The organism is Neobacillus thermocopriae, from assembly GCF_010975035.1.
In the GTDB taxonomy this organism is placed as follows: domain Bacteria; phylum Bacillota; class Bacilli; order Bacillales; family Cytobacillaceae; genus Neobacillus; species Neobacillus thermocopriae.
The window spans coordinates 1-25,398 of the sequence record NZ_JAAIUV010000003.1 but is presented as its reverse complement, the minus strand read 5'-3'; the positions used below and the strand labels follow the sequence as shown (position 1 = coordinate 25,398).

At 38.1% G+C, this 25,398-nt stretch carries 21 protein-coding genes; 7 read left to right on the top strand and 14 right to left on the bottom strand.

The window, feature by feature from the left end:
* Positions 1-85 precede the first annotated feature (85 nt).
* From G4Z05_RS02710 to G4Z05_RS02700, 3 genes are all read left to right on the top strand, one after another.
* A complete protein-coding gene (locus tag G4Z05_RS02710) occupies positions 86-880 on the top strand; it encodes a hypothetical protein (RefSeq protein WP_163250354.1) in 795 nt (264 codons plus the stop codon).
* Positions 881-945: 65 nt separating this feature from the next.
* The gene (locus G4Z05_RS02705) at positions 946-1,686 is read left to right on the top strand and encodes a hypothetical protein (RefSeq protein WP_163250353.1); all 741 of its coding nucleotides are present in this window, start codon (positions 946-948) and stop codon (positions 1,684-1,686) included.
* A gap of 23 nt (positions 1,687-1,709) precedes the next feature.
* Complete coding sequence (locus G4Z05_RS02700; protein WP_163250352.1) at positions 1,710-2,267, top strand: hypothetical protein; 558 nt, start codon at positions 1,710-1,712, stop codon at positions 2,265-2,267.
* 257 nt (positions 2,268-2,524) lie between these two features.
* Here G4Z05_RS02700 and G4Z05_RS02695 read toward each other — a convergent pair whose 3' ends face one another.
* Positions 2,525-3,769 carry an MFS transporter gene (locus G4Z05_RS02695; protein WP_163250351.1) on the bottom strand — a complete coding sequence of 415 codons (1,245 nt, stop codon included), beginning with the start codon at positions 3,767-3,769 and terminating at the stop codon, positions 2,525-2,527.
* Positions 3,770-4,237: 468 nt separating this feature from the next.
* Entirely contained in the window at positions 4,238-5,608 is a 1,371-nt protein-coding gene (rlmD, locus tag G4Z05_RS02690; RefSeq protein ID WP_163250350.1) for a 23S rRNA (uracil(1939)-C(5))-methyltransferase RlmD, read from the bottom strand.
* 162 nt (positions 5,609-5,770) lie between these two features.
* Between rlmD and G4Z05_RS02685 the strand changes: the two genes are divergently transcribed.
* Complete coding sequence (locus G4Z05_RS02685) at positions 5,771-6,091, top strand: hypothetical protein (protein WP_163250349.1); 321 nt, start codon at positions 5,771-5,773, stop codon at positions 6,089-6,091.
* Positions 6,092-6,287: 196 nt separating this feature from the next.
* Here the strand turns inward: G4Z05_RS02685 and G4Z05_RS02680 are convergent, their stop codons facing one another.
* On the bottom strand, positions 6,288-7,751 hold the full coding sequence (locus G4Z05_RS02680) for a nicotinate phosphoribosyltransferase (protein WP_163250348.1): 1,464 nt from the start codon (positions 7,749-7,751) through the stop codon (positions 6,288-6,290).
* A gap of 252 nt (positions 7,752-8,003) precedes the next feature.
* On the bottom strand, positions 8,004-8,945 hold the full coding sequence (locus tag G4Z05_RS02675; RefSeq protein ID WP_163250347.1) for a diacylglycerol kinase: 942 nt from the start codon (positions 8,943-8,945) through the stop codon (positions 8,004-8,006).
* Positions 8,946-9,291: 346 nt separating this feature from the next.
* Here G4Z05_RS02675 and plsY point away from each other — a divergent pair, with 346 nt between their 5' ends.
* Positions 9,292-9,918 carry a glycerol-3-phosphate 1-O-acyltransferase PlsY gene (gene plsY, locus G4Z05_RS02670; protein WP_163250346.1) on the top strand — a complete coding sequence of 209 codons (627 nt, stop codon included), beginning with the start codon at positions 9,292-9,294 and terminating at the stop codon, positions 9,916-9,918.
* Positions 9,919-10,147: 229 nt separating this feature from the next.
* Positions 10,148-11,626 (top strand): sodium/proline symporter PutP, encoded by a 1,479-nt coding sequence (gene putP, locus G4Z05_RS02665; protein ID WP_163250345.1) that lies wholly within the window; start codon positions 10,148-10,150, stop codon positions 11,624-11,626.
* A 553-nt stretch (positions 11,627-12,179) separates the two neighbouring features.
* On the opposite strand, the gene gatB is transcribed toward putP, so the two are convergent.
* The 4 genes from gatB to G4Z05_RS02645 all read right to left on the bottom strand — a co-directional run bounded on the left by gatB (position 12,180) and on the right by G4Z05_RS02645 (position 16,008).
* A complete protein-coding gene (gene gatB / locus G4Z05_RS02660) occupies positions 12,180-13,607 on the bottom strand; it encodes an Asp-tRNA(Asn)/Glu-tRNA(Gln) amidotransferase subunit GatB (RefSeq protein WP_038538909.1) in 1,428 nt (475 codons plus the stop codon).
* 11 nt (positions 13,608-13,618) lie between these two features.
* The gene (gene gatA, locus G4Z05_RS02655; RefSeq protein WP_163250344.1) at positions 13,619-15,070 is read right to left on the bottom strand and encodes an Asp-tRNA(Asn)/Glu-tRNA(Gln) amidotransferase subunit GatA; all 1,452 of its coding nucleotides are present in this window, start codon (positions 15,068-15,070) and stop codon (positions 13,619-13,621) included.
* Positions 15,071-15,082: 12 nt separating this feature from the next.
* Positions 15,083-15,376 (bottom strand): Asp-tRNA(Asn)/Glu-tRNA(Gln) amidotransferase subunit GatC, encoded by a 294-nt coding sequence (gene gatC / locus G4Z05_RS02650; RefSeq protein ID WP_163250343.1) that lies wholly within the window; start codon positions 15,374-15,376, stop codon positions 15,083-15,085.
* 131 nt (positions 15,377-15,507) lie between these two features.
* Positions 15,508-16,008, bottom strand: a complete 501-nt coding sequence (locus G4Z05_RS02645) for a VanZ family protein (RefSeq protein ID WP_163250342.1) — start codon at positions 16,006-16,008, stop codon at positions 15,508-15,510.
* A 95-nt stretch (positions 16,009-16,103) separates the two neighbouring features.
* On the opposite strand from G4Z05_RS02645, the gene G4Z05_RS02640 reads away from it, so the two are divergent.
* Complete coding sequence (locus G4Z05_RS02640) at positions 16,104-16,556, top strand: OsmC family protein (protein ID WP_163250341.1); 453 nt, start codon at positions 16,104-16,106, stop codon at positions 16,554-16,556.
* 205 nt (positions 16,557-16,761) lie between these two features.
* Here the strand turns inward: G4Z05_RS02640 and aceA are convergent, their stop codons facing one another.
* The 6 genes from aceA to pruA form a co-directional block, all read right to left on the bottom strand.
* Complete coding sequence (aceA, locus tag G4Z05_RS02635) at positions 16,762-18,045, bottom strand: isocitrate lyase (protein ID WP_163250340.1); 1,284 nt, start codon at positions 18,043-18,045, stop codon at positions 16,762-16,764.
* A 291-nt stretch (positions 18,046-18,336) separates the two neighbouring features.
* Positions 18,337-18,966, bottom strand: coding sequence for an NAD(P)-binding protein (locus G4Z05_RS02630; RefSeq protein ID WP_163250339.1), 630 nt, complete (start codon positions 18,964-18,966; stop codon positions 18,337-18,339).
* Between the two features lie 13 nt (positions 18,967-18,979).
* Positions 18,980-20,422 carry a uroporphyrinogen-III C-methyltransferase gene (cobA, locus tag G4Z05_RS02625; protein WP_163250338.1) on the bottom strand — a complete coding sequence of 481 codons (1,443 nt, stop codon included), beginning with the start codon at positions 20,420-20,422 and terminating at the stop codon, positions 18,980-18,982.
* A gap of 26 nt (positions 20,423-20,448) precedes the next feature.
* The gene (gene nirD / locus G4Z05_RS02620) at positions 20,449-20,769 is read right to left on the bottom strand and encodes a nitrite reductase small subunit NirD (RefSeq protein WP_163250337.1); all 321 of its coding nucleotides are present in this window, start codon (positions 20,767-20,769) and stop codon (positions 20,449-20,451) included.
* 7 nt (positions 20,770-20,776) lie between these two features.
* Positions 20,777-23,203, bottom strand: coding sequence for a nitrite reductase large subunit NirB (gene nirB / locus G4Z05_RS02615; protein WP_163250336.1), 2,427 nt, complete (start codon positions 23,201-23,203; stop codon positions 20,777-20,779).
* Between the two features lie 343 nt (positions 23,204-23,546).
* Positions 23,547-25,094, bottom strand: coding sequence for an L-glutamate gamma-semialdehyde dehydrogenase (gene pruA, locus G4Z05_RS02610; RefSeq protein ID WP_163250335.1), 1,548 nt, complete (start codon positions 25,092-25,094; stop codon positions 23,547-23,549).
* Positions 25,095-25,398 lie beyond the last annotated feature (304 nt).

Here is a 25,398-nt window from a genome sequence, read left to right as displayed (position 1 = left end):
GTTTAATAATATAAAAATATTGAAAAATCCCATTATTTTCCTTAAAATGTTAATTGTTGTAAATTTGATTTAGGGGGAGAATGAAATGAGATTTAAAAAAATCGTTTCTAGTGTTATTCTCGCTACATCACTATCAACTTCTTTTATGCTTTCCGGTTTGACAAATCCGGGTAGCGCCTATGCAGATTCAGTAAAGGCTCAAAATGAAAATGTTACTGGAACTGCAGGAATTATTCTAAAGATTGATCTTAATTCAGAGGACAAAAAGCTTTTAGGGAAAGATTTCCTTAAAAAAGTGGAAAAAGAAGATGGTTGGAAACGTACGAAAACTGGTTATGAAAAATTCTACCCTGCAAGGGACGGATCACTAACGGTTAATGGTAAGGAAGTAGATTTAGCTACTAACGGGACATTTGCTATTACTGAAAAAGCTAAATTATTAGATATTCAATTTAAAGCAAACGGTCAAGAAATTCATACAAAAATAGAAAATACGAAAGATAAACCTCAAAATATAGATTTAGTGAAAACGATTGACTTCAAAGACTTTATACAGGCAATGGACGGTGAAATGGTTAATTCAGAAAGTGGTGATATAAGCATTCAATCTGAAGTGGGTCAAAGACACTATCCTGGCGACCGTGTTCACTGTAATCGATTTAATGGTCGATATACAGATCATGTATATTATAATCATTGGGATCCTAGAGCATGGAAAAACTTTATAAGTAGTGATTGCGATTGGGCATTCTTCTCTTATGATTGTGAAAATGACTACACGAGTGATACAAAATGTCGTGGTCTTCAATCAGCTTATAACTATAGAAACTGCTCTTGGGCATTAGGCCATTCTAATAAATATCACTATTGGGACAATTAATCTTATGAACTTCAGGACAATGTCTTCATTGTCCTGAAATTATTTATAAGGAGATAGACTACCATATGAAAAAATCTATTTCTTTGTTACTATTCATTACTTGTTTTTTTATTTTGAATGCTTGTAACCAAATGAATCATCAAGAAAAAACTGCTCAACAGTTAAATAGTTTAAATGCAGTTCATTTATATAAAGATGGAACTTTAACAACTAAAATTGAAATTCCTGAAAACTTAGTTAATGAAGAAAACCTACAAATAAAAATGAATTTGAAAATGAAAAATATGGATCATAATATTGAAGGAATTGATTTAAATAAAGAAAAAAACTATTATACAGCAAAGATTGATTTACCTATGGAAGGAATTTGGGACATAGACTATATTTATACTCTAAATGAAAATACAAAAATAGATTCCTATACTGAAGTTTTTGGGCAAGTAGATAAAAACCAAATTAAGGATTTTACCATTGATATTACAACCAAACCTGAAGTGATCCAACCTAATCAAGAAGGCACTTTAAACATTCAAATTCTTGATAATCAAAACAAGGTCATTCAACACTCAAAGGTAAGTTTACAATTTGATTTGTTAGAAAAAGATATCCACTTCACCAAAAATATAGAAAATACAAATGGAACACATCAATTTAAAGGAAAATTGGAAGAAGGAATTTGGAATGTGACTATTCATTGTTTAGTAAATGAAAAAGAGCATATACAGGAGACGGTCGTTTTACCAGTGGGAACAGAAGCTGTAAAAGAATTAGAAAAAGAATCAGCCAAACACAACCACCATCATTAAAGTGCACTCTCTTTGGAGGTATTATGAATAGAGATTATATATTTATCATAGGAATGGTTTCCATTATTTTATTCATCGTGTTCCTATTTTTCAGTTTTAAAACAAAAAAGGCATTGTTCTATACATTAAGTATATTAACCTTCATTTTATGCGTAGGAGTAGGAATAATCTATTATTCTCTCCCACTCCATTCAGATGCATTACATGTAGAAGAAAAAAATAACGGTGTTTATATTAACTGGAAAAATGATTTCTTAGTAAAACAAGGAAAATATAATATTCTAATATCGGAAGGTAAAAACAATACCATCAAACTAAAAAATGTTGATTTGGAAAAAATAAGACAAAAAGAGTTATTTTCAGAGGCGGCTAAAAACGATTATCACAATTTATACTTATCTTTTTTTGAAAAAAGCGACTTCTATAATCAAGAAAAAGGATATGAATATTTTATTATTCCTAGTAATTACGAAGGTCTTATTCAAGTAAGTAATACAAATACGAATCTTTACTATATGTATTTATATCCAGAAATGATGGGCCCTACACGACCTTATTGGATTAAAAAGCTAAATGAATAATTGTTCATATACTCGTTTCATACAAAAAATGCTCCATTCGTTTTCAATTACATTTGTAGCTTTTTTAGCCTTCATTGTAAAAAATCAAATTCCATATGAAAAAGGGAAGCCGTGGGATTCACGGACTTCCTTTTTATTTGATTACTTTTCGTTCACTCCAAATTAGATAAAACATAAGGTCAATTTCCGGACATTAGAAGTTTAGCATTATAGATAAAAGCATCTCTTATTAGCTTGATTGAATAAAAAATCTTATACTAAACTTCTTTCAATAATGGTTTTCCCGCTTCAATTAAAGTCTTATTTTGCCATAGAAAAATGGCTAGTATGATCGTGAATATTCCCGTTCCCAAAAGCAGCCATTCAATTTTGATAAAATCTGCAATGGGGCCGAATATTAACATTCCAATTGGCATCATGGAGGTTGAAATCATTCCCATAACTCCAAAAACCCTACCTAAATAATCATCTTCCACTTTTTCCTGCAACAATACGTTTGCTGGTGTATTAAAAATGGGCATAGCGACTCCGAATAAAGCCATGAAGGAAAGATAAATCCAAAAGACTGGAACAATTCCAAGTGCAACTGTGCATATACCCATTATTAGACTTGCGAATCCTAATGTTTTAATTTTATTTTCGAAGCCACCCCATGTACCGATAATTACTCCTCCTACCATCATTCCAATGGAGAAGGCACATTCAATTGCTGCTAATTTCCACTCACCACCACCAAAACTGCGTGTAACCTGAAGCGGAGTCAAAAATGCAGCGGGTGCCATTAATACAAAAAATACAGCAAAGAATAAGAAAAATTCCTTTAGAAAACTATGGTTATTCACATATTGTAATCCTTGTTTAAAATCACTAAAGTAGCTTGTTGTTTGTTTTTCTGTTGCCTTCTCATGTAAAGGAACTTTTAAGAAAACTAGTAAAGTGAAAATTGCAATGGCTGCTGTAATTACATCCATAAAAAATATCACTTCAATTGAGGTTAATCCTAGTAGTGCTGCACTAACCATTGGGGATACAAACATGATAACAGCTTGAATACTTCCATTGGCTCCGTTTACCTTCGTCAGTTTATCCTTGGGAACAATCTGCGGTAATATTGCACCAACAGCAGGCGTTTGAATTCCCGTTCCAAAAGCACGAACCGCTGCCATAACAAAAAGCAGCCAGATTGCGTCATATCCCATTAAGAAGAGAATCGCAAGAATTAAAGTGGCAATTGCGATCATTCCATCTGCTAAAATAATCAGCATTTTACGGTTATAACGATCCGCCCAAACTCCTGCAACTGGAGATAAAAGAAAGGTTGGAATAAAACCACAAATAATATACAACGTCATCATCTTACCGGATTCCGTCATTAAAGTTATATGCCACATCAAGGCATATTGAATGACTGCCGATCCAAAAAGTGATATCGTTTGACTACTTAAAAAGAGAATAATATTCTTAAACCAATTCTCTTTGAGCTTATATTCTACTGTATTCATGTCTAAACAACTCATTTCTATATTTTTAAATTTTACTTCTTCAATCAAGTGAAACCTCTATCAATGGGGTTTTACTGCACGTTAAGAGTGGGATAAATTTGTTAAGCTCTTTGTATTCGTTCCGCAATTAAATTGGCTATATTGTTTTATTAATGAATCATCTCAAAATCGAAGTATATTTAACCTAATTCCATCAGAAACTTAAAATACCTACCGTAAATATAGCATTTGTAATCACCTACCCAACTCTCTTATTTACCATATCTACCTTTTTTACTTTTAACTTGGTGACAATCATATATTAAATTGGACTTCTGGTTGCCTATTCCCTGCTTGAATCTTGTACGATATCTTTTCTAGAAAGTGAAATTATGAGGAATGAGCAGTAGTTCACCAATGATTTTTATCGATTTTCCACTCCTAAAATTAAATAGAGACAAGATAAAAACCTTATCTTGCCTCATTATTTTACTTTATAATCAGCTGCGCAACACACTCAACATGTGTCGTCATCGGAAACATGTCCACTGGCTGAACTTCCATGGTTTTGTAACCACCATCTTCCAAAATTCTTAAATCCCGAGCCAAGGTTGCTGGGTTGCAGCTAACATACACTACCTTTTTCGGTTTCATATCAATAATGGTCTGCAATAATGCAGCATCACAGCCTTTGCGTGGAGGATCTACAACTAAAACATCAGCTGTATTTCCTTCTTTATACCATTTTGGAATGACAACTTCAGCTTCACCAACAGCAAACTCCACATTCGTCATACCATTTAATGCGGCATTTTTCCTTGCATCTTCAATGGCTTCCTTTACGACTTCCACCCCAAAGACTTTTCGCGCCTTTTGTGCTAAAAATAAGGAAATAGTTCCAATGCCGCAGTAGGCATCAATCACGTTCTCCTCCCCGCTTAAGTCCGCATACTCGAGGGCCTTTTCATAAAGCACCTTTGTCTGCACGGGATTTACTTGATAAAAAGACAAAGTAGAGATCGCAAATTTCACATCACCAATATAGTCATAAATGACATCGTTGCCCCACAACACCTTCGTCTTTTCCCCTAAAATCACATTAGTCCGCTTGGCATTCACATTATGTACAATCGATTTCACCTTTGGCAAACGAGCAACGATTTCCTTTACTAGCCTGTTTTTATTTGGAATCTCCTCCGTTCTTGTGATTAGGACTACCATCAGCTCACCCGTTTGTTTCCCATACCTAGCCATAATATGACGAAGAACACCTTTATGCGCCTCTTCATTGTAGGCAGGAATACGAAGCTCTCTACAAATCTCCTTCACCACCTGAATGGCTTCATTCACTTCTGGTAGCTGAATAACACTTTCATCCGTATCCACAATTTCATGGCTTCTAGGTTTAAAAAATCCGGCAATCAATTTACCATCTTTTTCACCCACAGGAACCTGTGCTTTGTTTCGGTAATATAATGGCTCCTCCATTCCTAAAATTGGATGTATGACGACATCCTCCAGCTTCCCAATTCGACTAAGCACTTGACGTACTTGGTTTTCTTTGTATTTAAGCTGACCTTTATAATTGAGGTGCTCAAGCTGACAACCTCCGTATTTATGCTTTTCATCGCGGGAGATATCAACACGATATGGACTTCTTTCATATAGCTCAATTAATCGGCCAACCCCATAACTCTTACCAGTCTTAATTACCTTTACCTTCGCTTTTTCGCCAGGTAACCCATTGGACACGAAGATAGGATATCCCTCATACTTTGCTACCCCCATCCCATCATGGGTTAAATCCGTAAATTCGACATCTATATAATCATTTTTATTTACAGGCAATGTTCTGCTCATACACTTCTTCCTTTACTCCATTTTGCTAGCAAGATTGTATCATAAAGCACTACCGAATGCGAAAACAGCTTACTTCTAAAAAATTTGTCAGATCATTTTCCTTTTCAAATATAAATATAATGTATATGATAAAAACAATCGGATGGAAAGGAGTGAATATAGATGAAGATGACTAAAAACTTCTCCATCGCCTTACTCCTTGCCTTCTTAGCCTTTACTTTCTTACACAATACAAAGGTGCTCAAACAACCGCATTTTGAAAGCAAAGCCGTCATCCTTATCGGCGACTGGGTGGAGAAAGAGCATCCTGACGATGAAAAGAAACAGCCCTTCACTTTCACATACCTTCATGTTCTATCTCTAAACATTTTAGAGGCAGGAATTTTACTTTCTTATATTGCTGTTTATTTCATCCGAAAGGATTCTTTTCTTATCCCGGTTTTTCATCAATCCAATTATGTGATCTTTCCTCCCCAAAATTAAAACAAAAATAGTAAGGGAGGAGATCAATAATGTGGATTCGCTATTTAATGATTACCTTTTTTTCACTTTCAGCGGCGAGTATTCTTACTTATCAAGGGATTGAGATTTTCCAAGCCTTCATCGATTATTTTAAACAAGAATAACTTAATCTACGAACAAGAGCGCAAAGCTAAATGCTTTGCGCTCTTTTATAAGCTTATTCTTTCATTGCTGAAACTTTTTCTTTCACTTCTTCAATATTCTTCATCTTGTTATCCCAACATTTTTGACTGAGATCAACAGGATAAAATTCCGGATTCATCGTCCGTTTATATTCGTCCCAAAGGGCATCCAAATTTTCCTTCAAATAATTCCGAGACTCTTCCAAAGTAGGAATCTCATATACCAACTTACCGTCATTAAAAATATCAACATGAAGCTCTTTGGCAGTAAAGTTTGTCACTATTTTATTTAAATAAGTATGTGTAGGGTGGAACATTCTTAAGCGTTTTTCTGGAAGAATTTCATCCTCTAACGCAATATAATCTCCCTCAGCATGATGGTTTTTATTATTTATGATCCGATAGACTTTCTTTAACCCAGGAGTCGTTACTTTTTCTGGATTAGAGGAAATTTTAATCGTATCCTCTAACTCCCCTTTTTCGTTTTCAATGGCAACAATTTTGTAAACAGCCCCTAAGGCAGCTTGGTCATAAGCCGTAATCAGTTTCGTTCCGATACCCCAGCTATCAATTTTGGCACCTTGGGCCTTCAAGTTTATTATGGTATATTCATCCAAATCACTGGAAGCAAAAATTTTTGCATCCTTAAAACCAGCCTCATCCAACATTTTTCGAGCCTCTTTGGATAAGTAAGCTAAGTCACCACTATCTAGCCGGATACCAACAAAATTAATTTTGTCTCCCATTTCTTTTGCTACTTTAATGGCGTTAGGAACCCCCAGACGGAGTGTATCATATGTATCTACGAGGAATACACAGTCTTTATGGGTTTCTGCATATTTGCGAAAAGCTTCGTATTCATCTTTATAGGCTTGAACCATCGCATGGGCATGAGTACCAGCGACAGGAATCCCAAAAATTTTTCCTGCTCTAACATTACTAGTCGCTTCAAAACCTGCAAGATACGCCGCACGTGTTCCCCAAATAGCAGCATCCATTTCTTGGGCCCGTCTTGTCCCAAATTCCATAGCCACTTCATCGCCAACCACATGCTTAATGCGTGCTGCTTTCGTGGCTATTAATGTTTGATAATTCACAATATTAAGTAAAGCAGTCTCAATCAGTTGTGCTTCAGCCAAAGGAGCATCAACACGCAGTATAGGTTCATTGGCGAAAACAATCTCGCCTTCTTTCATCGCACGGATGTTTCCTGTAAAGCGCAAATCTTTAAGATAATTTAAAAAATCGTCCTCATATCCGACTTCATTTTTCAAATATTTTATATCTTCCTCAGTGAACCGAAAGTTTTGAATGAATTGGATAACTTTTTCTAAACCAGCAAATACAGCATAACCATTACCAAACGGTAGCTTCCGGAAAAATAATTCAAACACCGCCCGTTTATTATGGATGCCATCTCTCCAATATGTCTCTGTCATATTAATCTGGTAAAGATCTGTATGCAGAGTAAAACTATCATCTTGATATATGTGTTTCATCATTATCCTCCATCGGCACTAATACAGCTTTCCCCCATTATACCCCAAATAATCATTAAAACCTACCCTTTAACCACTTTTTAACGAAATGCCCTATTTTATTCCTTTTAGAGCAGAAAGCGAAACACCCTGATTAGAGACGGATATCATAGTTTTCTCCAACTCAGATAAAAGAAAAACAAAGAGATGTGAAACCGAATAACTTTTTTTCACAAAAAAATTCGCTCCTTTTAAAGGAGCGAACTTTTAAACTTAACTGTATCTTTTTCCAGGTTCCCAATCCGTTGGACGATCATTTGGACGGATATCATCCAGCGGCACAAATACTTCTAAGTGACGATACAGGTTCTCAAACTCGGCCGGAAGCAGACCGCCAAATTCACCATCTAAATTTAACTGCACTTTTTCCTCGGAATGGACTTTTATCCTGTTGGCTTTCGTATAAATTACATTAGGATCATTGACATGTTCCCCTCGTACGGCTAATGTGGCAATCCTAATAAACTCAGCTAGATTAACTTTCTTTAAAATCAACAAGGAGAATAATCCATCATTGATGGATGCGTCTGGCGCTAATTTTTCAAACCCACCGATGGAATTGGTCAGACCAACAAGGAACATCATAGCTTCCCCTTCGAACAACTTTCCATCATATTCAATACGAAGATCGGATGCTTTAATGGAAGGAAGCATTTCCATTCCTTTTAAATAATAAGCCAACTGACCAAGCATTGTTTTTAACTTGCTAGGCACTTCATATGTAAGCTCCGTAATTCTTCCACCGCCGGCAATATTAATAAAATATTTATCATTGATGCGCCCAATATCTACAGGAATTAATTCTCCTCTTGTAATGATATCCACAGCAGCATTTATATCCCTTGGTATGTGTAGAGCACGAGCAAAGTCATTAGTTGTTCCTGCCGGAATTATTCCAAGCTTTGGGCGATATTCCTGCTCTGCCAGGCCATTTACAACTTCATTAATCGTTCCATCCCCACCGGCAGCAATGACGACATCATACTTCCGTTCCACCGCAATCCGTGCAGCTAACGTCGCATCACCAGCGCCCGTTGTTGCATGACAAGATGCCTCATATCCAGCCTTCTCTAATTTTTCCAAAATATCTGGAAGGTGGCGACGAATTAATTCACGCCCAGAGGTAGGATTGTAAATCAATCTTGCTCTTTTCATCATCATCATCCTATTATCAATATCTAATATCCATATTTCTTCTATATTCTACCAACTCAAATAATACGTTACAAATAGAGTGACATATTTTTCGGAGAACATCCCTATATTATAATACAACTGTTTACGTTTTTTGCAAAAAATTAGCGCGGTGCCTACCACCCGCTGCCAATACCTGTTTGCTTTTTTCACTATATTAAATATTTTGTTCAACTCCGAGTTTTTCATCCACGATGTGTTTTGCTCTCCCTATTCTAATCTCACATGGGACATACAAAGATTTCCAACTTGCAGCTACTTACTTTATGATAGAATAGAAGAAATCATTATTAAAGGACGGATGCTAATGTTCTGGTTGCTGCTTATTGCTTCTTATTTGATGGGAAGCTTTCCAACTGCATTATTAGTTGGCAAGCTCATTTTTGGAGTCGATATCCGGGATCATGGCAGCAAAAATCCAGGGGCGACCAATACATTAAGAGTTTTTGGGAAGAAATCGGCAATCTTCGTCCTTTTGGTTGACCTAGGTAAAGGAGCATTAGCAGCTTTTCTTCCTCTTTATTTCCAATTAAATGCCGAACCATTGTATTTTGGACTAGCTGCTGTTATCGGCCACTGCTTTCCTATTTTTGCTCGTTTTAGAGGGGGGAAAGCAATTGCCACCACTGCAGGTGCACTTTTAGTGGCAAACATTCACTTATTCATCATTGCTTACGTCTCATTTTTCCTCGTAATTTACTTAACGAAGTACGTCTTTTTCGGTTCTATTTCCGTTGGGCTTAGTATGGTCATTTATGATTTCTTTTCAGAAAAACTAGAATTTGAGATAGTCTTTCTTTTATTCTTTTTCTTATTAATTTTTCTCCATCGCTCCAATATCCGGAATTTCATCCTTGGTGTAGAGCCAAAAATCAATGATAAAAATTTAATTAATGACCGTATACCACCTAAAAATGGTGGAATGAAGATGTAATAAATGACCCTGGGCATATATTGCCTTGGGCTATTTTTTTTGGCTATTATATTGGCAGTGCATAAAAAACCCCTTAATTTCACATTATTTATTATATCGCGAAGATTTTATTCTATTTAAAAAAAACAATAAATTGCCAGTAGAAAAAAGATTATTATATTTGTTAGAATATTTATGCACCAAAATTATTATTCTAAATATTTTCAAAAAAGAACAAAGGGGGAACATTATGTCTAACGAAACATTACAGCTAATTTCAATTGGAATCTATTTAGTAGGTATGCTTTTAATTGGTTGGTATGCATATAGAAAAACAAGCAACTTGACTGACTATATGCTTGGTGGTCGTTCTTTGGGACCTGCTGTAACCGCTTTAAGTGCGGGAGCTGCTGATATGAGTGGCTGGTTGCTAATGGGTTTGCCTGGTGGAATTTATGTAACCGGTTTAGCTGATGCCTGGATTGCCATTGGATTAACGATTGGTGCCTATTTAAACTGGTTACTAGTTGCTCCACGTCTACGCACCTATACCCAGGTTGCCAATGATTCAATTACCATACCAAGCTATCTTGAAAATCGATTTAAAGACCAAACAAAACTACTTCGTATTGTATCAGGAATTGTTATCCTTATTTTCTTTACTTTCTATGTTTCATCAGGAATTGTTTCTGGTGCCGTCTTTTTTGAGAGCTCCTTTGGTACAAGCTACCTTACAGGGCTATTAATCGTTGCGGGCGTTACAATTGGCTACACCTTATTTGGCGGATTCTTGGCGGTAAGTTATACCGACTTTATCCAAGGATTAATGATGCTAATTGCCCTTCTTCTCGTTCCAACACTTGGAGTTTTTGCTACAGGTGGACCAGCAGAAACATTTGATACAATTCGTGCGGTTGACCCAACACTGCTTGACTTCTTTAAAGGAACAACGGTTTTAGGAATTATTTCGGCAATGGCTTGGGGCCTTGGCTATTTTGGTCAGCCACATATTATCGTTCGTTTTATGGCGATTACAACAGTTAAAGAAACAAAAAGCGCTCGCCGTATCGGTATGGGCTGGATGATTTTCTCTTTAATTGGTACTATTTTTACTGGATTTATCGGTATCGCTTATTTTAAGCAAAATCCACAAGTTGTATTGGAGAATCCTGAGGCAGTCTTTATTGAATTAAGTCAAATTCTATTCCATCCACTTTTCGCTGGATTTGCTTTAGCTGCGATTCTTGCAGCAATCATGAGTACCATTTCTTCACAGCTAATTGTAACCTCTAGTGCGCTGGTTGAAGATTTATACAAAGTCGTCATGAACAAAAATGCTTCCGACAAACATCTTGTTTTCTTAGGAAGAATGGCAGTCCTAACTGTTGCTGTTGTAGCCTCCCTGCTTGCATTAGATCAAAATAGTACAATTTTAGATCTTGTAGCCTATGCATGGGCAGGTTTCGGTGCAGCATTCGGACCGGTTATTATTTTAAGCTTATTCTGGAAGAAGATGACAAACTGGGGCGCACTTTTTGGGATGATTGTCGGAGCTGTTACAGTTATTGTTTGGAAAAATGTTGGCCTTGGAGAAACCCTTTATGAAATCGTTCCAGGATTTGCCCTTAACCTTATCGTTTCATACATTGTCAGCTTAGCTACTTATAAGAAAAACGAAGAAATTGAAAAAGATTTTGATGAAAGTGTCCGCTTGTTAAAGCAAGAATAAAAAAGTACAAGCGACCTGGCAACGCCTAATGCCAATAGCATTCCAAATAGAAGCTAGAGGCGAAATAGTATAGACTTATCGTAGTGAAAAGAGGTCATACCTCTTAGGCGCTTGTCCTAACATCTCTATCATTCTCAAATATTAAAATGCCTGGATTCAAACCAGGCATTTTTTTCATCAAACGTTTGATTAAATCTAGAAAAATCATAATTAATCAAACGATTAATTAAATCTTGAATTGCCTTTTCCTTAACTAATCAATCGTTTGATGAACTGAATCCTTAATAAATCAGATTTTTACCTCAGCAAAAGGACTTTCTTCTCCTTTATTAAATCACTATTTGCCTATATGGAAAGATGTAAAAAATTAACAAATTCCCCATATCTCGACATAATGTTTGATATTTCCTGATTAACCAAACGTTTGAATAAATCGGCCAAAACCCTTAATCTAATTTGTTTTTTTCCCGGGAAATCACATGAAGGATGTCGAAGATTATTTCGACTTTGTTCATCAAAAATGGCCGGCAGTCAAATCTGCCGGCTATCTGAATTAACGTTTTTGCAATTCTTGGTTTAAAAGTTTATTAACCATTTGTGGATTGGCTTGGCCCTTAGTCGCCTTCATAACCTGTCCAACAAGGAAGCCTGTTGCTTTCGCTTTTCCACCTTTGAAATCTTCAATAGATTTTGGGTTGTTATCGAGGACTTCATTGATAATCTTTAATAAAGTACCTTCATCAGATATCTGCACAAGTCCCTTTTCTTTCACTATTTGCTCAGCATTTCCACCGTTTTCAATTAACTCTTTAAAAACGGTCTTGGCTATTTTAGAAGAAATAGTGCCATTTTCAATGAGTTTAATCATGCCAGCTAGTCCTTCAGGTGTTAAAGCCACTTCATGCAACTCTTTTCCTTCTGCATTCAAGTAACCAGAAACTTCCCCCATGATCCAGTTAGATGCCTGCTTCGGATCGGCCCCAGCTTTCACTGTTGCTTCAAAGAAATCTGCCGTTTCTTTTACAACCGTCAGAACCTTTGCATCATACACTGGCAACCCTAGCTCTTCAATATAGCGTTTTTGCCGTTCATCTGGAAGCTCTGGAATTTCCGCACGAACCCTCTCTTTCCACTCTTCATCAATGTATAATTCGAGCAGATCTGGTTCTGGGAAGTATCGGTAATCATCAGAGCCTTCCTTTACACGCATTAATATCGTTGTTCCTGTTGCTTCATCAAAACGGCGTGTCTCTTGTTCAATTTTACCGCCTGCAGATACAATTTCCCTCTGACGTTTTTCTTCATACTCTAGCCCTTTGCGAACAAAGTTGAAGGAGTTCAAGTTTTTCAATTCAGTTTTCGTACCAAATTCTTTTTGTCCAACCGGGCGAATCGAAATATTGGCATCACAGCGAAGTGAGCCCTCTTCCATTTTACAATCAGAAACCCCTGTATACTGAATAATGGATTTTAATTTTTCTAAATAGGCATAAGCTTCATTTGGAGTTCGAATGTCCGGCTCTGAAACAATTTCAATCAACGGTGTTCCCTGACGGTTAATATCTACTAATGAATACCCTTTTTCATGATTCAGCTTACCAGCATCTTCTTCTAAATGAATTCTTGTAATCCCAATTCTTTTCTTGTATCCATCCACTTCAATTTCAATCCAACCATTCTGGCCAATCGGTTGGTCAAATTGTGAAATTTGATATGCTTTTGGATTATCCGGGTAAAAATAATTCTTCCGATCAAATTTGGTATAAGTGGCAATCTCACAATTCAATGCCATCGCTGCCTTCATCCCGAATTCCACTGCCTTTTTATTCAGAACCGGAAGTACTCCCGGATAGCCTAGATCAATAACACTTGTATTTGTATTTGGTTCGGCACCAAAGTGATTTGGGCTATCTGAAAAGATTTTTGATTCCGTTTTTAACTCGACATGGACCTCTAGTCCAATCACTGTTTCAAATTCCATATTCTTCCCCCCTATAATTGCGGCTTCTGATTATGATAATCTGTTGCTTGCTCAAACGCGTGAGCCACGCGATAGATAGTCGCCTCATCAAAATGCTTACCAATAATTTGGAGACCTAATGGCAAGCCTTGGTCAAAGCCGCATGGCACGGAGATTCCAGGTACTCCGGCTAGGTTCACAGGTATGGTTAAAATATCATTTACGTACATAGTCATCGGGTCATCAATTTTTTCACCAATTTTAAATGCAGGTGTTGGTGTTGTTGGACCAATGATGACATCATATTTTTCAAAAATATTCTCAAAATCCTGTTTAATCAGGGTTCGAACCTTTTGTGCCTTTTTATAATAAGCATCATAATAGCCTGAGCTTAAGGCAAATGTTCCAAGCATGATTCGACGCTTCACTTCTTCTCCAAAGCCTTCTGCCCTTGTATTTTTATATAAATCCAATAAATTGTCTGCATTTGGAGTCCGATAGCCGTAGCGGACGCCATCAAAGCGGGCAAGGTTTGCTGAAGCTTCAGATGAGGACAGTAAATAATAGGTAGCAAGAGCATACTTGGAGTGAGGCAGAGATACCTCTTCCCAAACAGCGCCAAGACTTTCTAGAACCTTTAATGCATCTAGAACGGACTGACGAACCGTTTCATTTACGCCTTCGCCAAGGTATTCTTTTGGTACGGCAATTTTTAATCCTTTCACATCTCCGGTTAACGCTGCAGCAAAGTTAGGGACTTGAACATCGGCTGAAGTAGAGTCCATCGGGTCAAGACCAGAAATAGCCTGGAGCAAGTACGCATTATCCTCAACTGTTCTTGTAATCGGTCCAATTTGGTCAAGGGAAGACGCAAACGCCACAAGCCCGAACCGAGATACCCGGCCATAGGTTGGTTTCATTCCAACAACACCGCAAAAAGCAGCAGGCTGACGAATGGAACCGCCTGTATCAGAACCAAGTGAAAAAAGTACTTCTCCAGCCGCAACAGCTGCTGCGGAACCGCCGGAAGAACCACCTGGTACTCTGTCCAGATTCCAAGGATTACGGGTTTTTTGGAATCTTGAGTTTTCATTTGATGAACCCATCGCAAACTCGTCCATATTTAATTTACCAATTGTCACGGTTTCTGCCTGCTGCAGTTTCTGAACAACCGTAGCATCATAAATTGGATCAAAATTTTCAAGCATTTTGCTGGCACAAGTAGTCCGAAGCCCTTTTGTTACAATATTGTCTTTTACACCAATTGGCATCCCATAAAGTATACCTTTAGTAGAGTCTAGTTTTTCATCAAGAACCTTTGCTGTTTGGCGTGCACGTTCTTCATCAATGGTTAAAAATGCTTGAACCTTGTCCTCCACTTGATTGATTCGCTTATAGGCTTCATCGACAAGGTCAGAAACTTTTAATTCTTTTTTATGTAAAAGTTCATGAAGATCTGAAACTTTATGGTCAAATAAACTCACCTTGTAATCCTCCTACTCCCCTAATATAGATGGCACTTTAAATTGCCCATCTTGATGGTCTGGTGCATTTTTTAAGACTTCTTCACGTGGAAGTCCAGGCTTTGGAATGTCTTCGCGTAATACATTTTTCATATCGATTACATGGTATGTAGGTTTTACATTTTCAGTATCCAGTTCATTTAACTGTTCTGCAAAAGTAATGATCTCATCTAGCTGTTTAGTAAACTTTTCTGCCTCTTCTTCGGTGATCGCAAGACGAGCCAAATTGGCAACATGCTTCACTTGGTCAAGTGAAATTCGCGACATGTTCTTTCCCTCCGAATCTTTTCATTTTAATATTGATGATACCAAACTTTTTTGCTTCACCGCAATGATTACCCTTTCAGTATGGATAGAGTTTGTAGATTTTTAAAAGAAACACCACATATGTCACTCTATTAACTTACCAACTTTGTTTTCTTATAACGCTTCTTATGCCGTTTAGTTTTAGGTTGCTTCATTTTAAAAAGAATATATCCTAGCATCCCCCCAAAAGTGTTTAAAATTAAATCATCGACATCAAAGCTACCTAATTCAAACAGGAGCTGAAGTACCTCAAAAGATAAGCTTAAACAAAAAGTTGCCATGACCACTTTGCCTAGTTTTTGAAATCTCTGCGCCATCATTGGTAAGATAAATCCAAAAGGAGCAAATCCAATCACATTCCCTGCCAGGTTCTCGATTCGTATATTCAAGTTGATATCAGCTAAAAACAAATAAAAATAAATGGTCTTGAAAGGGACAAAATTATTTGAGCGCCAATGGTATTCGTTGTAGGTAAAATCAAGATGATAAATAATTTGGGATATCGGAATATATTTAAATAGTACTAGCTTTGTAAGGACAGCTAGATACACACAAAGGATGATGAACCAAAATAGTTTTCTAAGTATTTTCATCTTTGTTACTCCATTATTCTTAATTAACTTGATCGTATCGTGTTAACCAAATACTGTCTGCTCCTAACAATATATCACTTTTTGGAGGTAAAAGGATGGCTGAACATCGATTTTTTTTAAAAGCCAATTGGCCAGGTCTTCGGAATGATGTGGGGGATATTGAAACTGGAAATTTAAAAACAAAAGTCTCCATTCCGCCTGAAATGGATGGCCCAGGAATTGGGACTAATCCCGATGAAATGTTGCTTGGGGCGGCTGCCACCTGCTACATCATCACGCTGGCTGCGATGATGGAACGTAGCGGTCTCATGAAGGAAAGCTTAACCATGGAGTCGGAAGGTATTGTTGATGTTACCCGAGGAGTCATAACATATAAAAAAATCATCCATCGGCCACGTGTCGTTTTACCAGCGAATGCTTCTGAAGAAGATCGAGCGATGGTTCACAAGCTGGCCAGAAAAGCTGAAACTTCCTGTATGATCAGCCGGGCTGTAAAAGGAAATGTGGAGATTGAATTGCAGGCAATAGTGGAAATTTCAGAAAGATAAATGAAGTGGAGTAATTAGATCTTCCCTTAGTGGATAAATGAAAATCAAAGAAGCTCCAAGTCAAGCTATAAACGTAACGATTGAATACTCTATAGAAAAAGGGAGCAATTACCTTTTTAGAAGGTAGTTACTCCCTTCGTTTTCCCCATATTCAAATTTTAGAATTGGACCAATTCAAAGAATGGTTCTTAATGTAAAAAACTTATTATTTTGCACTCGTAAACTGCTCAACTTCTGTAGAACCTTTCAACGCAGTGGTTGAAGATGTTCCTCCAGAGATGACCATAGACACCTGGTCGAAGTAACCCGTTCCTACCTCGCGCTGATGACGAGTGGCTGTGTAACCATACATTTCACTTGCAAATTCAGCTTGCTGCAATTCGGAGTATGCAGCCATACCACGATCCCTATAGCCTCGAGCCAATTCAAACATACTATGGTTAAGCGCATGGAAGCCAGCCAGTGTAACGAATTGGAACTTGTAACCCATTTTACCAAGCTCTTGTTGGAAATTGGCAATTGTTTCATCATCTAATTTCTTCTTCCAATTGAAGGAAGGAGAGCAGTTATATGCTAATAGTTTACCAGGGAACTTCTCATGGATTGCTTCTGCAAAGCGGCGAGCTTCTTCCAGATTAGGTTCAGAAGTCTCACACCAGATAAGATCTGCATATGGCGCGTAAGCCAACCCGCGGCTGATGGCTTGGTCAAGACCTGCCCTTGTACGGAAGAAACCTTCAGGAGTGCGTTCACCGGTAATAAATGGCGCATCGTTTTCATCGATATCACTAGTAATTAAATCTGCTGCGTTCGCATCGGTACGGGCAATCAGTACCGTAGGAACACCCATGACGTCGGCAGCCAAACGTGCAGCAATTAAGTTCCGTACCGCGGTTTGTGTCGGAAGCAATACTTTTCCTCCTAAGTGACCGCATTTTTTTTCAGAAGACAGCTGGTCTTCAAAGTGGACACCGGCAGCTCCTGCTTCAATCATCCCTTTCATTAATTCAAAACAATTCAATTGTCCGCCAAAGCCGGCTTCTGCATCGGCCACAATCGGAGCAAACCAATCAATGGAATGATCTCCTTCCGCATGATGGATTTGGTCGGCACGCTGTAGTGCTTGGTTAATTCGTTTCACAACAGCAGGCACACTATTCGCTGGATACAAACTTTGATCTGGATACATATGTCCAGATAAGTTTGCATCTGCAGCTACTTGCCAACCACTTAAGTAAATAGCTTTAAGACCCGCTTTAACCTGCTGAACTGCTTGATTACCAGTTAATGCCCCAAGCGCATTTACATAATCTTCCTCGTTGATTAGCTTCCAAAGCTTTTCTGCTCCTCTTTTAGCCAATGTATATTCAATGTCAATTGAACCGCGAAGCTTAATCACATCTTCTGCAGAATAAGGCCGTGTAATCCCCTTCCAGCGAGCATCCATTTCCCAACTTTCTTTTAATTCAGCTACTCTTACATCTTTCATTGTAAAATCCTCCCTATAATAAAATTCATTTTTTATGTTGTAGAGTTAATAAACTCTGCAAATATACAGCCAAATCATCCTAAACTATGCCCCTGCTACTTTACACTCTAAAAGTTCTTGCCTTATTTGTTATAATACAGTTATTATTCTTGTTTTGTATTATATAACACACTTCCCAAAATTGGAACTACTTTTCTGAATATTTTTAGAAAAATAAGAAAAATGTCCCTATTTTTGTTTTTGTCAAAGTTGTAGTAGAGTTTTTGTATATAAAAAAGCAGATACCCATTTTTAGGTATCTGCTTTACAAATCTGTTTATATAGCCGCCAAAATGCTTCCTCTAAGTCATCATTATTCATAAATTCCTCTGCTGCCATGGCTGTCAGAAGCTTTCTTCTTAATATAGGTTCTTTAATTTCTTTTAAAATCCATTGCCGTTTTAAAAAAAGAAATTCCAAATAATCCTCATATTTTTCATCAAACTGCTGTTCTAGCTGTTTACAAATTTTCTTTGCTAGTGTCGGGTTGGCACCGCTCGTTGAAACAGCAATCGTTAACTTACCACGCTGCAGGCGGGCGGGAACATGAAAGTCACTATTCTTCGGATCATCCACAATGGTAACAAGTTGATGAGGCTGTGCTACATTCTTTATATGTTGATTTAATTGAGAATCGTTGGTTGCCGCATAAATCATAAAAGCTCCCTTAAGGTCCGTTTCCAAAAAATCCCTCTTATACCAAGTGATTTGTTCCTCTTGAGTAATTCTTTGTAATTCAGGTGTCGCCTCAGGAGTAACAAGAATGATTTGTGCCCCGGTTTCCAAAAGACCAATTACCTTTCGTTCCGCTACTTTTCCTCCGCCTATCACCACTACTTTTTTTCCTTCAAGTTTTATCATTATTGGATAATAGGAATTCATACGCCACCCTCAATTACATGATTCCAATCGGCTTTGAGGCTAATAATTCTACCAATGCTTCCTTTGTCGCTTGTTTCGGCATTTCACTTACAGGAAGCCCTTGCTTCATTACAGCATTCATCGTCTTTTTGCCCATAGAGACAATTTGTACATTTTCCATCAAATGAATGCCACATTCTCTTAACCCTCTCATAAAAGGCTCGACTGAGGCACTATTAGGAAAAACAACGGTATTGATCACGGCATCATCAAATATTCTTCGAAAAATTGGAAAGAATTGTGAATCCAATACTTTTTCACTTGTCAGCCATACATCCGCATTTTCATCCTTCTCCCATTGGGTGTCACAAACAACTAGCCGTTTCCCCATCACAGACATTTCATCGGCTGGAAGTGGAATAAACCCTCTTTCCCTTAAGGCTTTGAGAGATTTGTTGGAAACACCGAATAGTTCCGCACGTATTCGGCGTATATCGAATTGGTTTTCGTATAGAATGTTAAAAAACTCATCAACACTTTCAGGCGAAGTAAACAATATTTGATCATAACTGTCTATCTTAGCTAAGATTTCTGGATTTACTGGAAGAGTGATTCTTTTCCATTTTGGAAATTCAATGACATCTGCTCCTTGTGCAGCCAACTCCTTCGCCAAATCGCTTGGGCTCTCACTTGTACGGGCAAGTATGATTTGTCTGCCATAGAGTGGCTTATTTTCAAACCACTTCATTTTTTCCCGAAGCGAAATAACTGGGCCAACCAAGATAATCGCCGGATTACTAAACTTGGCTTCCTTCACCTTATCTGAAATATCAGCTAAAGTTCCTTGCAACGTTTTCTGCCGGCCGAACGTTCCCCATTGAATTAAAATGACTGGTGTGTTTGATGGTTTTCCATAAGCAATGAGATTTTCACAAATGAACGGTAAATTCCTTACCCCCATATAAAAAGCAATGGTATCAATACCTCGGGCAAGACTATCCCAATTTAAGACAGGCTTGCCATCCTCAGATTTATCATGAGCGGTGATCACCGCAAAGGATTCAGCATGCTCCCGATGGGTTACCGGGATCCCTGCATAAAGTGGGGCAGCGATTCCCGATGTAATGCCAGGAACGATTTCAAATGGAATCTGATGCTTGGCAAGTGCTTCTGCTTCTTCTCCAACCCGTCCAAACACTCCAGGGTCACCACCTTTGAGGCGGACAACCATTTTTCCTTCCTGGGCTTTTTTCACCAATAGGTCATTGATATTTTCCTGGCGTAAAATATGGCGTTCCGGCAGTTTACCGCAGTAGATTAACTCGCAATCCGCCGGAACAAATTCCAATAGTTTTGGATTGGCTAGCCGATCATACAAGATTACTTCAGCTTGTTTGATTGCTTCCAGCCCTTTTACTGTGATTAATCCAATATCCCCTGGCCCAGCTCCTACTAAATAGACTTTTCCTGTTCCCATCCTGCAGCATCCTTCCTTTTTTCCTTCTATAATACGATAAAAACAACATCCTTTTCTATTTCTATTTTATAAGTTCTTACCTGTCCATTATCTGGCTCCTGCACCTTACCGTCTACTAGTGAAATTTTCCAATCATAGACAGGGCAGTATACGTACTCCCCGCTGACAAGTCCCTCTGACAGAACACCACCCTTCGGATGAGGACTGCGGTTTTCCAGCGCATAGACCCGTCCATTAGATACTTTAAATAAAGCAATTTCTTTGTCATCTAATCTAATGGAATAACCTGTTCTTGCTTTTAGATTGGAATAATGGGCAACTGGAATTCGTCTTATGGTTTTTATCATTTTGGAATCACTCCCCGACCTTGATTATGTGTGTCATATAGTACTTATCTTGAATTTCTTTACTTTGAATGGCTTCGTTCCATGGATCCACATATTTTTTCAACGTTTTATCAAGTCGTTCGTTTAAGGCTTGGCGCATTTCCTTATCGGCCAATACTTCTTGCACATGCTTTAAGCCTATACGCTCCAGCCATTTAGAAGTCCTCTCTAGATAATTCGCTGTTTCACGGTAATATTGAAGATAGGCACCTGTGATTTCCATTACTTCTTCCTTAGTCTTCACGGTGCATAACAGATCTGCAGGGCGAAGGTCAACCCCACCATTTCCCCCGACATAGATCTCCCAGCCACCGTCAATTCCAACAAATCCAATATCTTTAATTCCTGCTTCGGAACAATTTCGTGGACAAGCAGATACACCCATTTTCACCTTATGAGGTGTATCAAGCCGTTCAAATTTCTTTTCAAGCTCGATGCCAAGTGCCATGGAATCCTGTGTACCGTAACGGCAAAACTGGGAGCCAACACAGGTTTTTACAGTGCGTAGTGTTTTTCCATAGGCATATCCTGACGGCATATCAAGGTCTTTCCAAATGCTTGGCAAGTCTTCTTTTTTCACACCGAACAAACCGATGCGCTGACCGCCGGTTAGCTTTACCAATGGAACATGATATTTTTCAGCCACTTCGGCAATTTTTTTCAAATCTTTGGCTGTCGTGACACCGCCGTACATTCTTGGAACAACAGAGTAAGTTCCATCCTTTTGGACGTTGGCATGCATTTTTTCGTTAACTAAACGGGAATCACGATCATCCATACCATGATCCATGTAAATCATGCCCAGATAGTAATTAATGGCAGGACGACATTTGGTGCAGCCTTCCTCATTATTCCACTCTAGGACATTCATCACTTCTTTCACACTTGTTAAGCCCTTTGTTTTGATTTCTTCTATTACCTCTTCACGGCTTAAAGTGGTACAACCGCAAATACTAGTTTTAGAGGCAGCTTTTTCGTTAAATTGATTACCTAAAGTATGAGAGAGAATGCTTGCAACTAATGGTTTACAACGTCCACAAGAGCGGCCGGCATTTGTGCACTGGCTAACTTGATCCAATGTTGTAAGACCTTTGGTTTTTATTGATTCAACAATGACTCCTTTCGTAACACCATTACATCCGCAAATTAATTCATCATCTGGCATGGAGGCAACATCATCACCATCATTGATCGCTCCACTACACTCCGATTGCAAAATAGAAACACTTGTCATACCGCTAATATCTTCTTGTTTGGTCAGCATTCGGAACAGTCTAGTACTGTCCTTTGTATCGCCGTAAAGAACAATCCCGACAATTCGGTTATTCCTTATTAACACTTTTTTATAAATTCCCTCATACTCGTTGTGTACCATAATTGATTTTGTCGTGGTGTCTTCATGTATTTCTCCTGCAGAAAAAAGGTCTACCCCAGCTACTTTTAACTGAGTACCTGTAACTGATCCTTTGTACGGCTCCGTTTCTCTGCCACAGATATGGTTTGCAAGTACCTTTGCTTGTTCATATAAGGGCGCTACCAACCCATAAACAATTTCACGATGTTCTGCACACTCACCAACTGCATAAACATGAGGGACATTCGTTTCCATATAGTCGTTCACAACGATTCCTCGGTTGACATAAACTCCGCTATTTTTTGCCACTTCTGTATTAGGCCTAATTCCTAGAGCCATCACTACAAGGTCAGCCTCTATTTGGGAACCATCTTTAAAACGGAGACCAATTACGCGCTCATCTCCCAAAATTTCCACCGTTTCTTTTTCCATTAAAAAATTCATGCCCTGGGCTTCCAGTTCTTCTTTCAGCATGGATGCTGAAACACGATCTAACTGTCTTTCCATTAAATGAGGCATTAGATGGACCACATCTACTTTCATGCCAAGATTTAAGAGTCCTCTTGCGGCTTCAAGGCCGAGAAGTCCTCCCCCTATGACGGCTGCTTTTTTATATTGTTTGGCTAATTTGATCATCAATTCACAATCTTTTATATCACGAAAACCAGTAACACCTTGTTTATTTGCCCCTGGAATTGGTAGAATAATAGCCTTTGATCCTGTTGCGATAATTAATTCATCATATTGGACTTCACGGCCTTGATCACTAAGTACCTTCCTTGCCTTTGTATCAATTTTGACAACTGCTTCACCCGTATATAATTGAATATTATTGTCTTTATACCATTCTAATGGATTGATGATTATATCATCAAAATGGACATCTCCTTGAAGAATATTGGATAATTTGATTCGATTATAGTTTGGATACGGTTCTTCTCCAAAAATGGTAATCTCAAATTGTTCGGGCTCCAGCTTTAAAATTTCTTCAATGGTCCTAACCCCTGCCATTCCGTTGCCTATCATCACCAATTTTTTCATCTTAGGTCGCTCCCTATATTTTTTTAGTTTTATTGTAAGGTGAGAACCAATGAATATATTGTGAAGTTCATCACAAGTTAAGATTATTTGTGAACATTTTCACATTATTGTCAAAACTTCATTCAGCTGTATATACATCATGAGAAATTGCCATGATTGATAGTTTGTATTCATTCTATAGCCATTTTGGACTTCATAACTACGTTAATAGATTCCTTGCTTTTATCTTTTTATGTTTTGTCCATCACGGCTCCAATGAAGTTCATCAGCACTCACAGAGCACGACAAAATAAAATCAATAAAAAAACCCCTTCCCACAATGAGGGAAGAGGTTCGCTTATCATTAGAACATTTCAGATGTTGTTTTAGCTTGCATGTGTAGTAATAGATAGTCTGGGCCTCCAGCTTTTGAGTCGGTTCCAGACATGTTAAAGCCGCCGAAAGGCTGATAGCCCACAATAGCACCTGTACAGCCACGATTGAAGTAAAGGTTTCCAACATGGAAGTCTTCACGAGCCTTTTCGATATGAGCACGGTTTTTAGTAATAACAGCACCAGTTAAGCCATATTCAGTGTTATTTGCAATTTCAATAGCCTCATCAAAGTCCTTCGCCTTAGTGAAGCCTACTACTGGTCCGAAGATTTCTTCCTGCATAATTCGTGCTTTCGGATCTAGGTCAGCAAACACAGTTGGTTTAATGAAGTACCCTTTGGAATCGTCTCCTTCACCACCAGTCATTAACTTACCTTCACTCTTACCAATTTCAATATATTCCATAATTTTATTGAAGGCGTTTTGATCAATAACAGGTCCCATGAAAGTACCTTGTTCTGTTGGATCACCAACAGTTAACTGGTTGGTTAATTCAACCACACGGTTCAATACTTGATCATACACATCTTCAACAATAACAGCACGTGAGCAAGCAGAGCATTTTTGTCCAGAGAATCCAAATGCAGATGCAACGATTGATTGTGCTGCTAGTTCAAGATCAGCTTCGGAGTCTACGACAATGGTGTCCTTACCGCCCATTTCAGCAATTAATCGCTTCATCCAGATTTGTCCTGGATTAATTTTTGAAGAACGTTCAAAAATGCGAAGTCCTACATCACGTGAACCGGTAAAGCTAATGAAACGAGTATCCTTATGGTCAACTAAATAATCGCCCACTTCTGCACCGCTTCCTGGAACGAAGTTTAATACCCCTTTAGGAAGACCGGCTTCTTCCATTACCTCAACAAACTTCGCTGCTATAACCGGAGTAGTGGAAGCAGGTTTTAATAATACTGTGTTACCAGTTACAATTGCAGCAACAGTCGTACCTGCCATAATCGCTAGTGGGAAGTTCCATGGAGAAATGATGATACCTACTCCTAATGGAATATAATGATAGCGGTTAAATTCATTTGGACGACTATTTACAGGTACTCCATCTTTTAGAGCAAGCATTTGACGGCCATAATATTCAAGGAAATCAATTGCTTCCGCAGTGTCAGCATCTGCCTCTTTCCATGGTTTACCTGCTTCCTTTGTTAAAAGAGCAGAAAACTCATGCTTACGACGGCGAATAATCGTTGCTGCTTTAAAAAGCACATCCGCACGAAACTCTGCCTTTGTTTTTTTCCAAGTTTTAAATGCCTCAACAGCCGCTTGCATTGCTTTTTCTGCTAATTCCTTATTTGCTTTCGATACGCGGCCGATTACTTCTTCTTTATTTGCTGGATTATAGGAAATAATTTTTTCCTCGGTGGTAATTTTCTCACCGCCAATAATAAGCGGATATTCTTGACCTAAATATCCTTCTACTGTTTTTAACCCTTGAAGATAAGCTTGACGGTTCTCTTCAACTGTAAAATCTGTAAACGGCTCATGCTTGTAAGGTTGTACCATCTCTAACCCCTCCTATGTAAATTAAACGTTTACAACAAGTCCATTCTACATGAATCTATTCGCCGCTTCAATAATAAGGGAACTTAAGCTTCGGAAAATAAACAATATTATAATTCCTCAAAAGGTGTCTTCTTAGCCAACATACTAAAAAAATAATCCGACAAAAAGTCGGATTATTTCAGATTGTAGACAAAAGGCATTCCGAATAAACTTAATTCGAAATGCCTTTTCAAATTTTAAGCAATTTTTGGTCTATATTAACTTTAATTTGACCCCTACGGGGTCAATTATTATACCATTTTTG

What these genes read in the sequence shown, in the direction of transcription:
- G4Z05_RS02710 (WP_163250354.1), top strand. Translation starts at nt 86, where the DNA reads ATGAGATTTAAAAAAATCGTTTCTAGTGTTATTCTCGCTACATCACTA.
- G4Z05_RS02705 (WP_163250353.1), top strand. Translation starts at nt 946, where the DNA reads ATGAAAAAATCTATTTCTTTGTTACTATTCATTACTTGTTTTTTTATT.
- G4Z05_RS02700 (WP_163250352.1), top strand. Translation starts at nt 1,710, where the DNA reads ATGAATAGAGATTATATATTTATCATAGGAATGGTTTCCATTATTTTA.
- G4Z05_RS02695 (WP_163250351.1), bottom strand. Translation starts at nt 3,769, where the DNA reads ATGAATACAGTAGAATATAAGCTCAAAGAGAATTGGTTTAAGAATATT.
- rlmD (WP_163250350.1), bottom strand. Translation starts at nt 5,608, where the DNA reads ATGAGCAGAACATTGCCTGTAAATAAAAATGATTATATAGATGTCGAA.
- G4Z05_RS02685 (WP_163250349.1), top strand. Translation starts at nt 5,771, where the DNA reads ATGAAGATGACTAAAAACTTCTCCATCGCCTTACTCCTTGCCTTCTTA.
- G4Z05_RS02680 (WP_163250348.1), bottom strand. Translation starts at nt 7,751, where the DNA reads ATGAAACACATATATCAAGATGATAGTTTTACTCTGCATACAGATCTT.
- G4Z05_RS02675 (WP_163250347.1), bottom strand. Translation starts at nt 8,945, where the DNA reads ATGAAAAGAGCAAGATTGATTTACAATCCTACCTCTGGGCGTGAATTA.
- plsY (WP_163250346.1), top strand. Translation starts at nt 9,292, where the DNA reads ATGTTCTGGTTGCTGCTTATTGCTTCTTATTTGATGGGAAGCTTTCCA.
- putP (WP_163250345.1), top strand. Translation starts at nt 10,148, where the DNA reads ATGTCTAACGAAACATTACAGCTAATTTCAATTGGAATCTATTTAGTA.
- gatB (WP_038538909.1), bottom strand. Translation starts at nt 13,607, where the DNA reads ATGGAATTTGAAACAGTGATTGGACTAGAGGTCCATGTCGAGTTAAAA.
- gatC (WP_163250343.1), bottom strand. Translation starts at nt 15,376, where the DNA reads ATGTCGCGAATTTCACTTGACCAAGTGAAGCATGTTGCCAATTTGGCT.
- G4Z05_RS02645 (WP_163250342.1), bottom strand. Translation starts at nt 16,008, where the DNA reads ATGAAAATACTTAGAAAACTATTTTGGTTCATCATCCTTTGTGTGTAT.
- G4Z05_RS02640 (WP_163250341.1), top strand. Translation starts at nt 16,104, where the DNA reads ATGGCTGAACATCGATTTTTTTTAAAAGCCAATTGGCCAGGTCTTCGG.
- aceA (WP_163250340.1), bottom strand. Translation starts at nt 18,045, where the DNA reads ATGAAAGATGTAAGAGTAGCTGAATTAAAAGAAAGTTGGGAAATGGAT.
- G4Z05_RS02630 (WP_163250339.1), bottom strand. Translation starts at nt 18,966, where the DNA reads ATGAATTCCTATTATCCAATAATGATAAAACTTGAAGGAAAAAAAGTA.
- cobA (WP_163250338.1), bottom strand. Translation starts at nt 20,422, where the DNA reads ATGGGAACAGGAAAAGTCTATTTAGTAGGAGCTGGGCCAGGGGATATT.
- nirD (WP_163250337.1), bottom strand. Translation starts at nt 20,769, where the DNA reads ATGATAAAAACCATAAGACGAATTCCAGTTGCCCATTATTCCAATCTA.
- nirB (WP_163250336.1), bottom strand. Translation starts at nt 23,203, where the DNA reads ATGAAAAAATTGGTGATGATAGGCAACGGAATGGCAGGGGTTAGGACC.
- pruA (WP_163250335.1), bottom strand. Translation starts at nt 25,094, where the DNA reads ATGGTACAACCTTACAAGCATGAGCCGTTTACAGATTTTACAGTTGAA.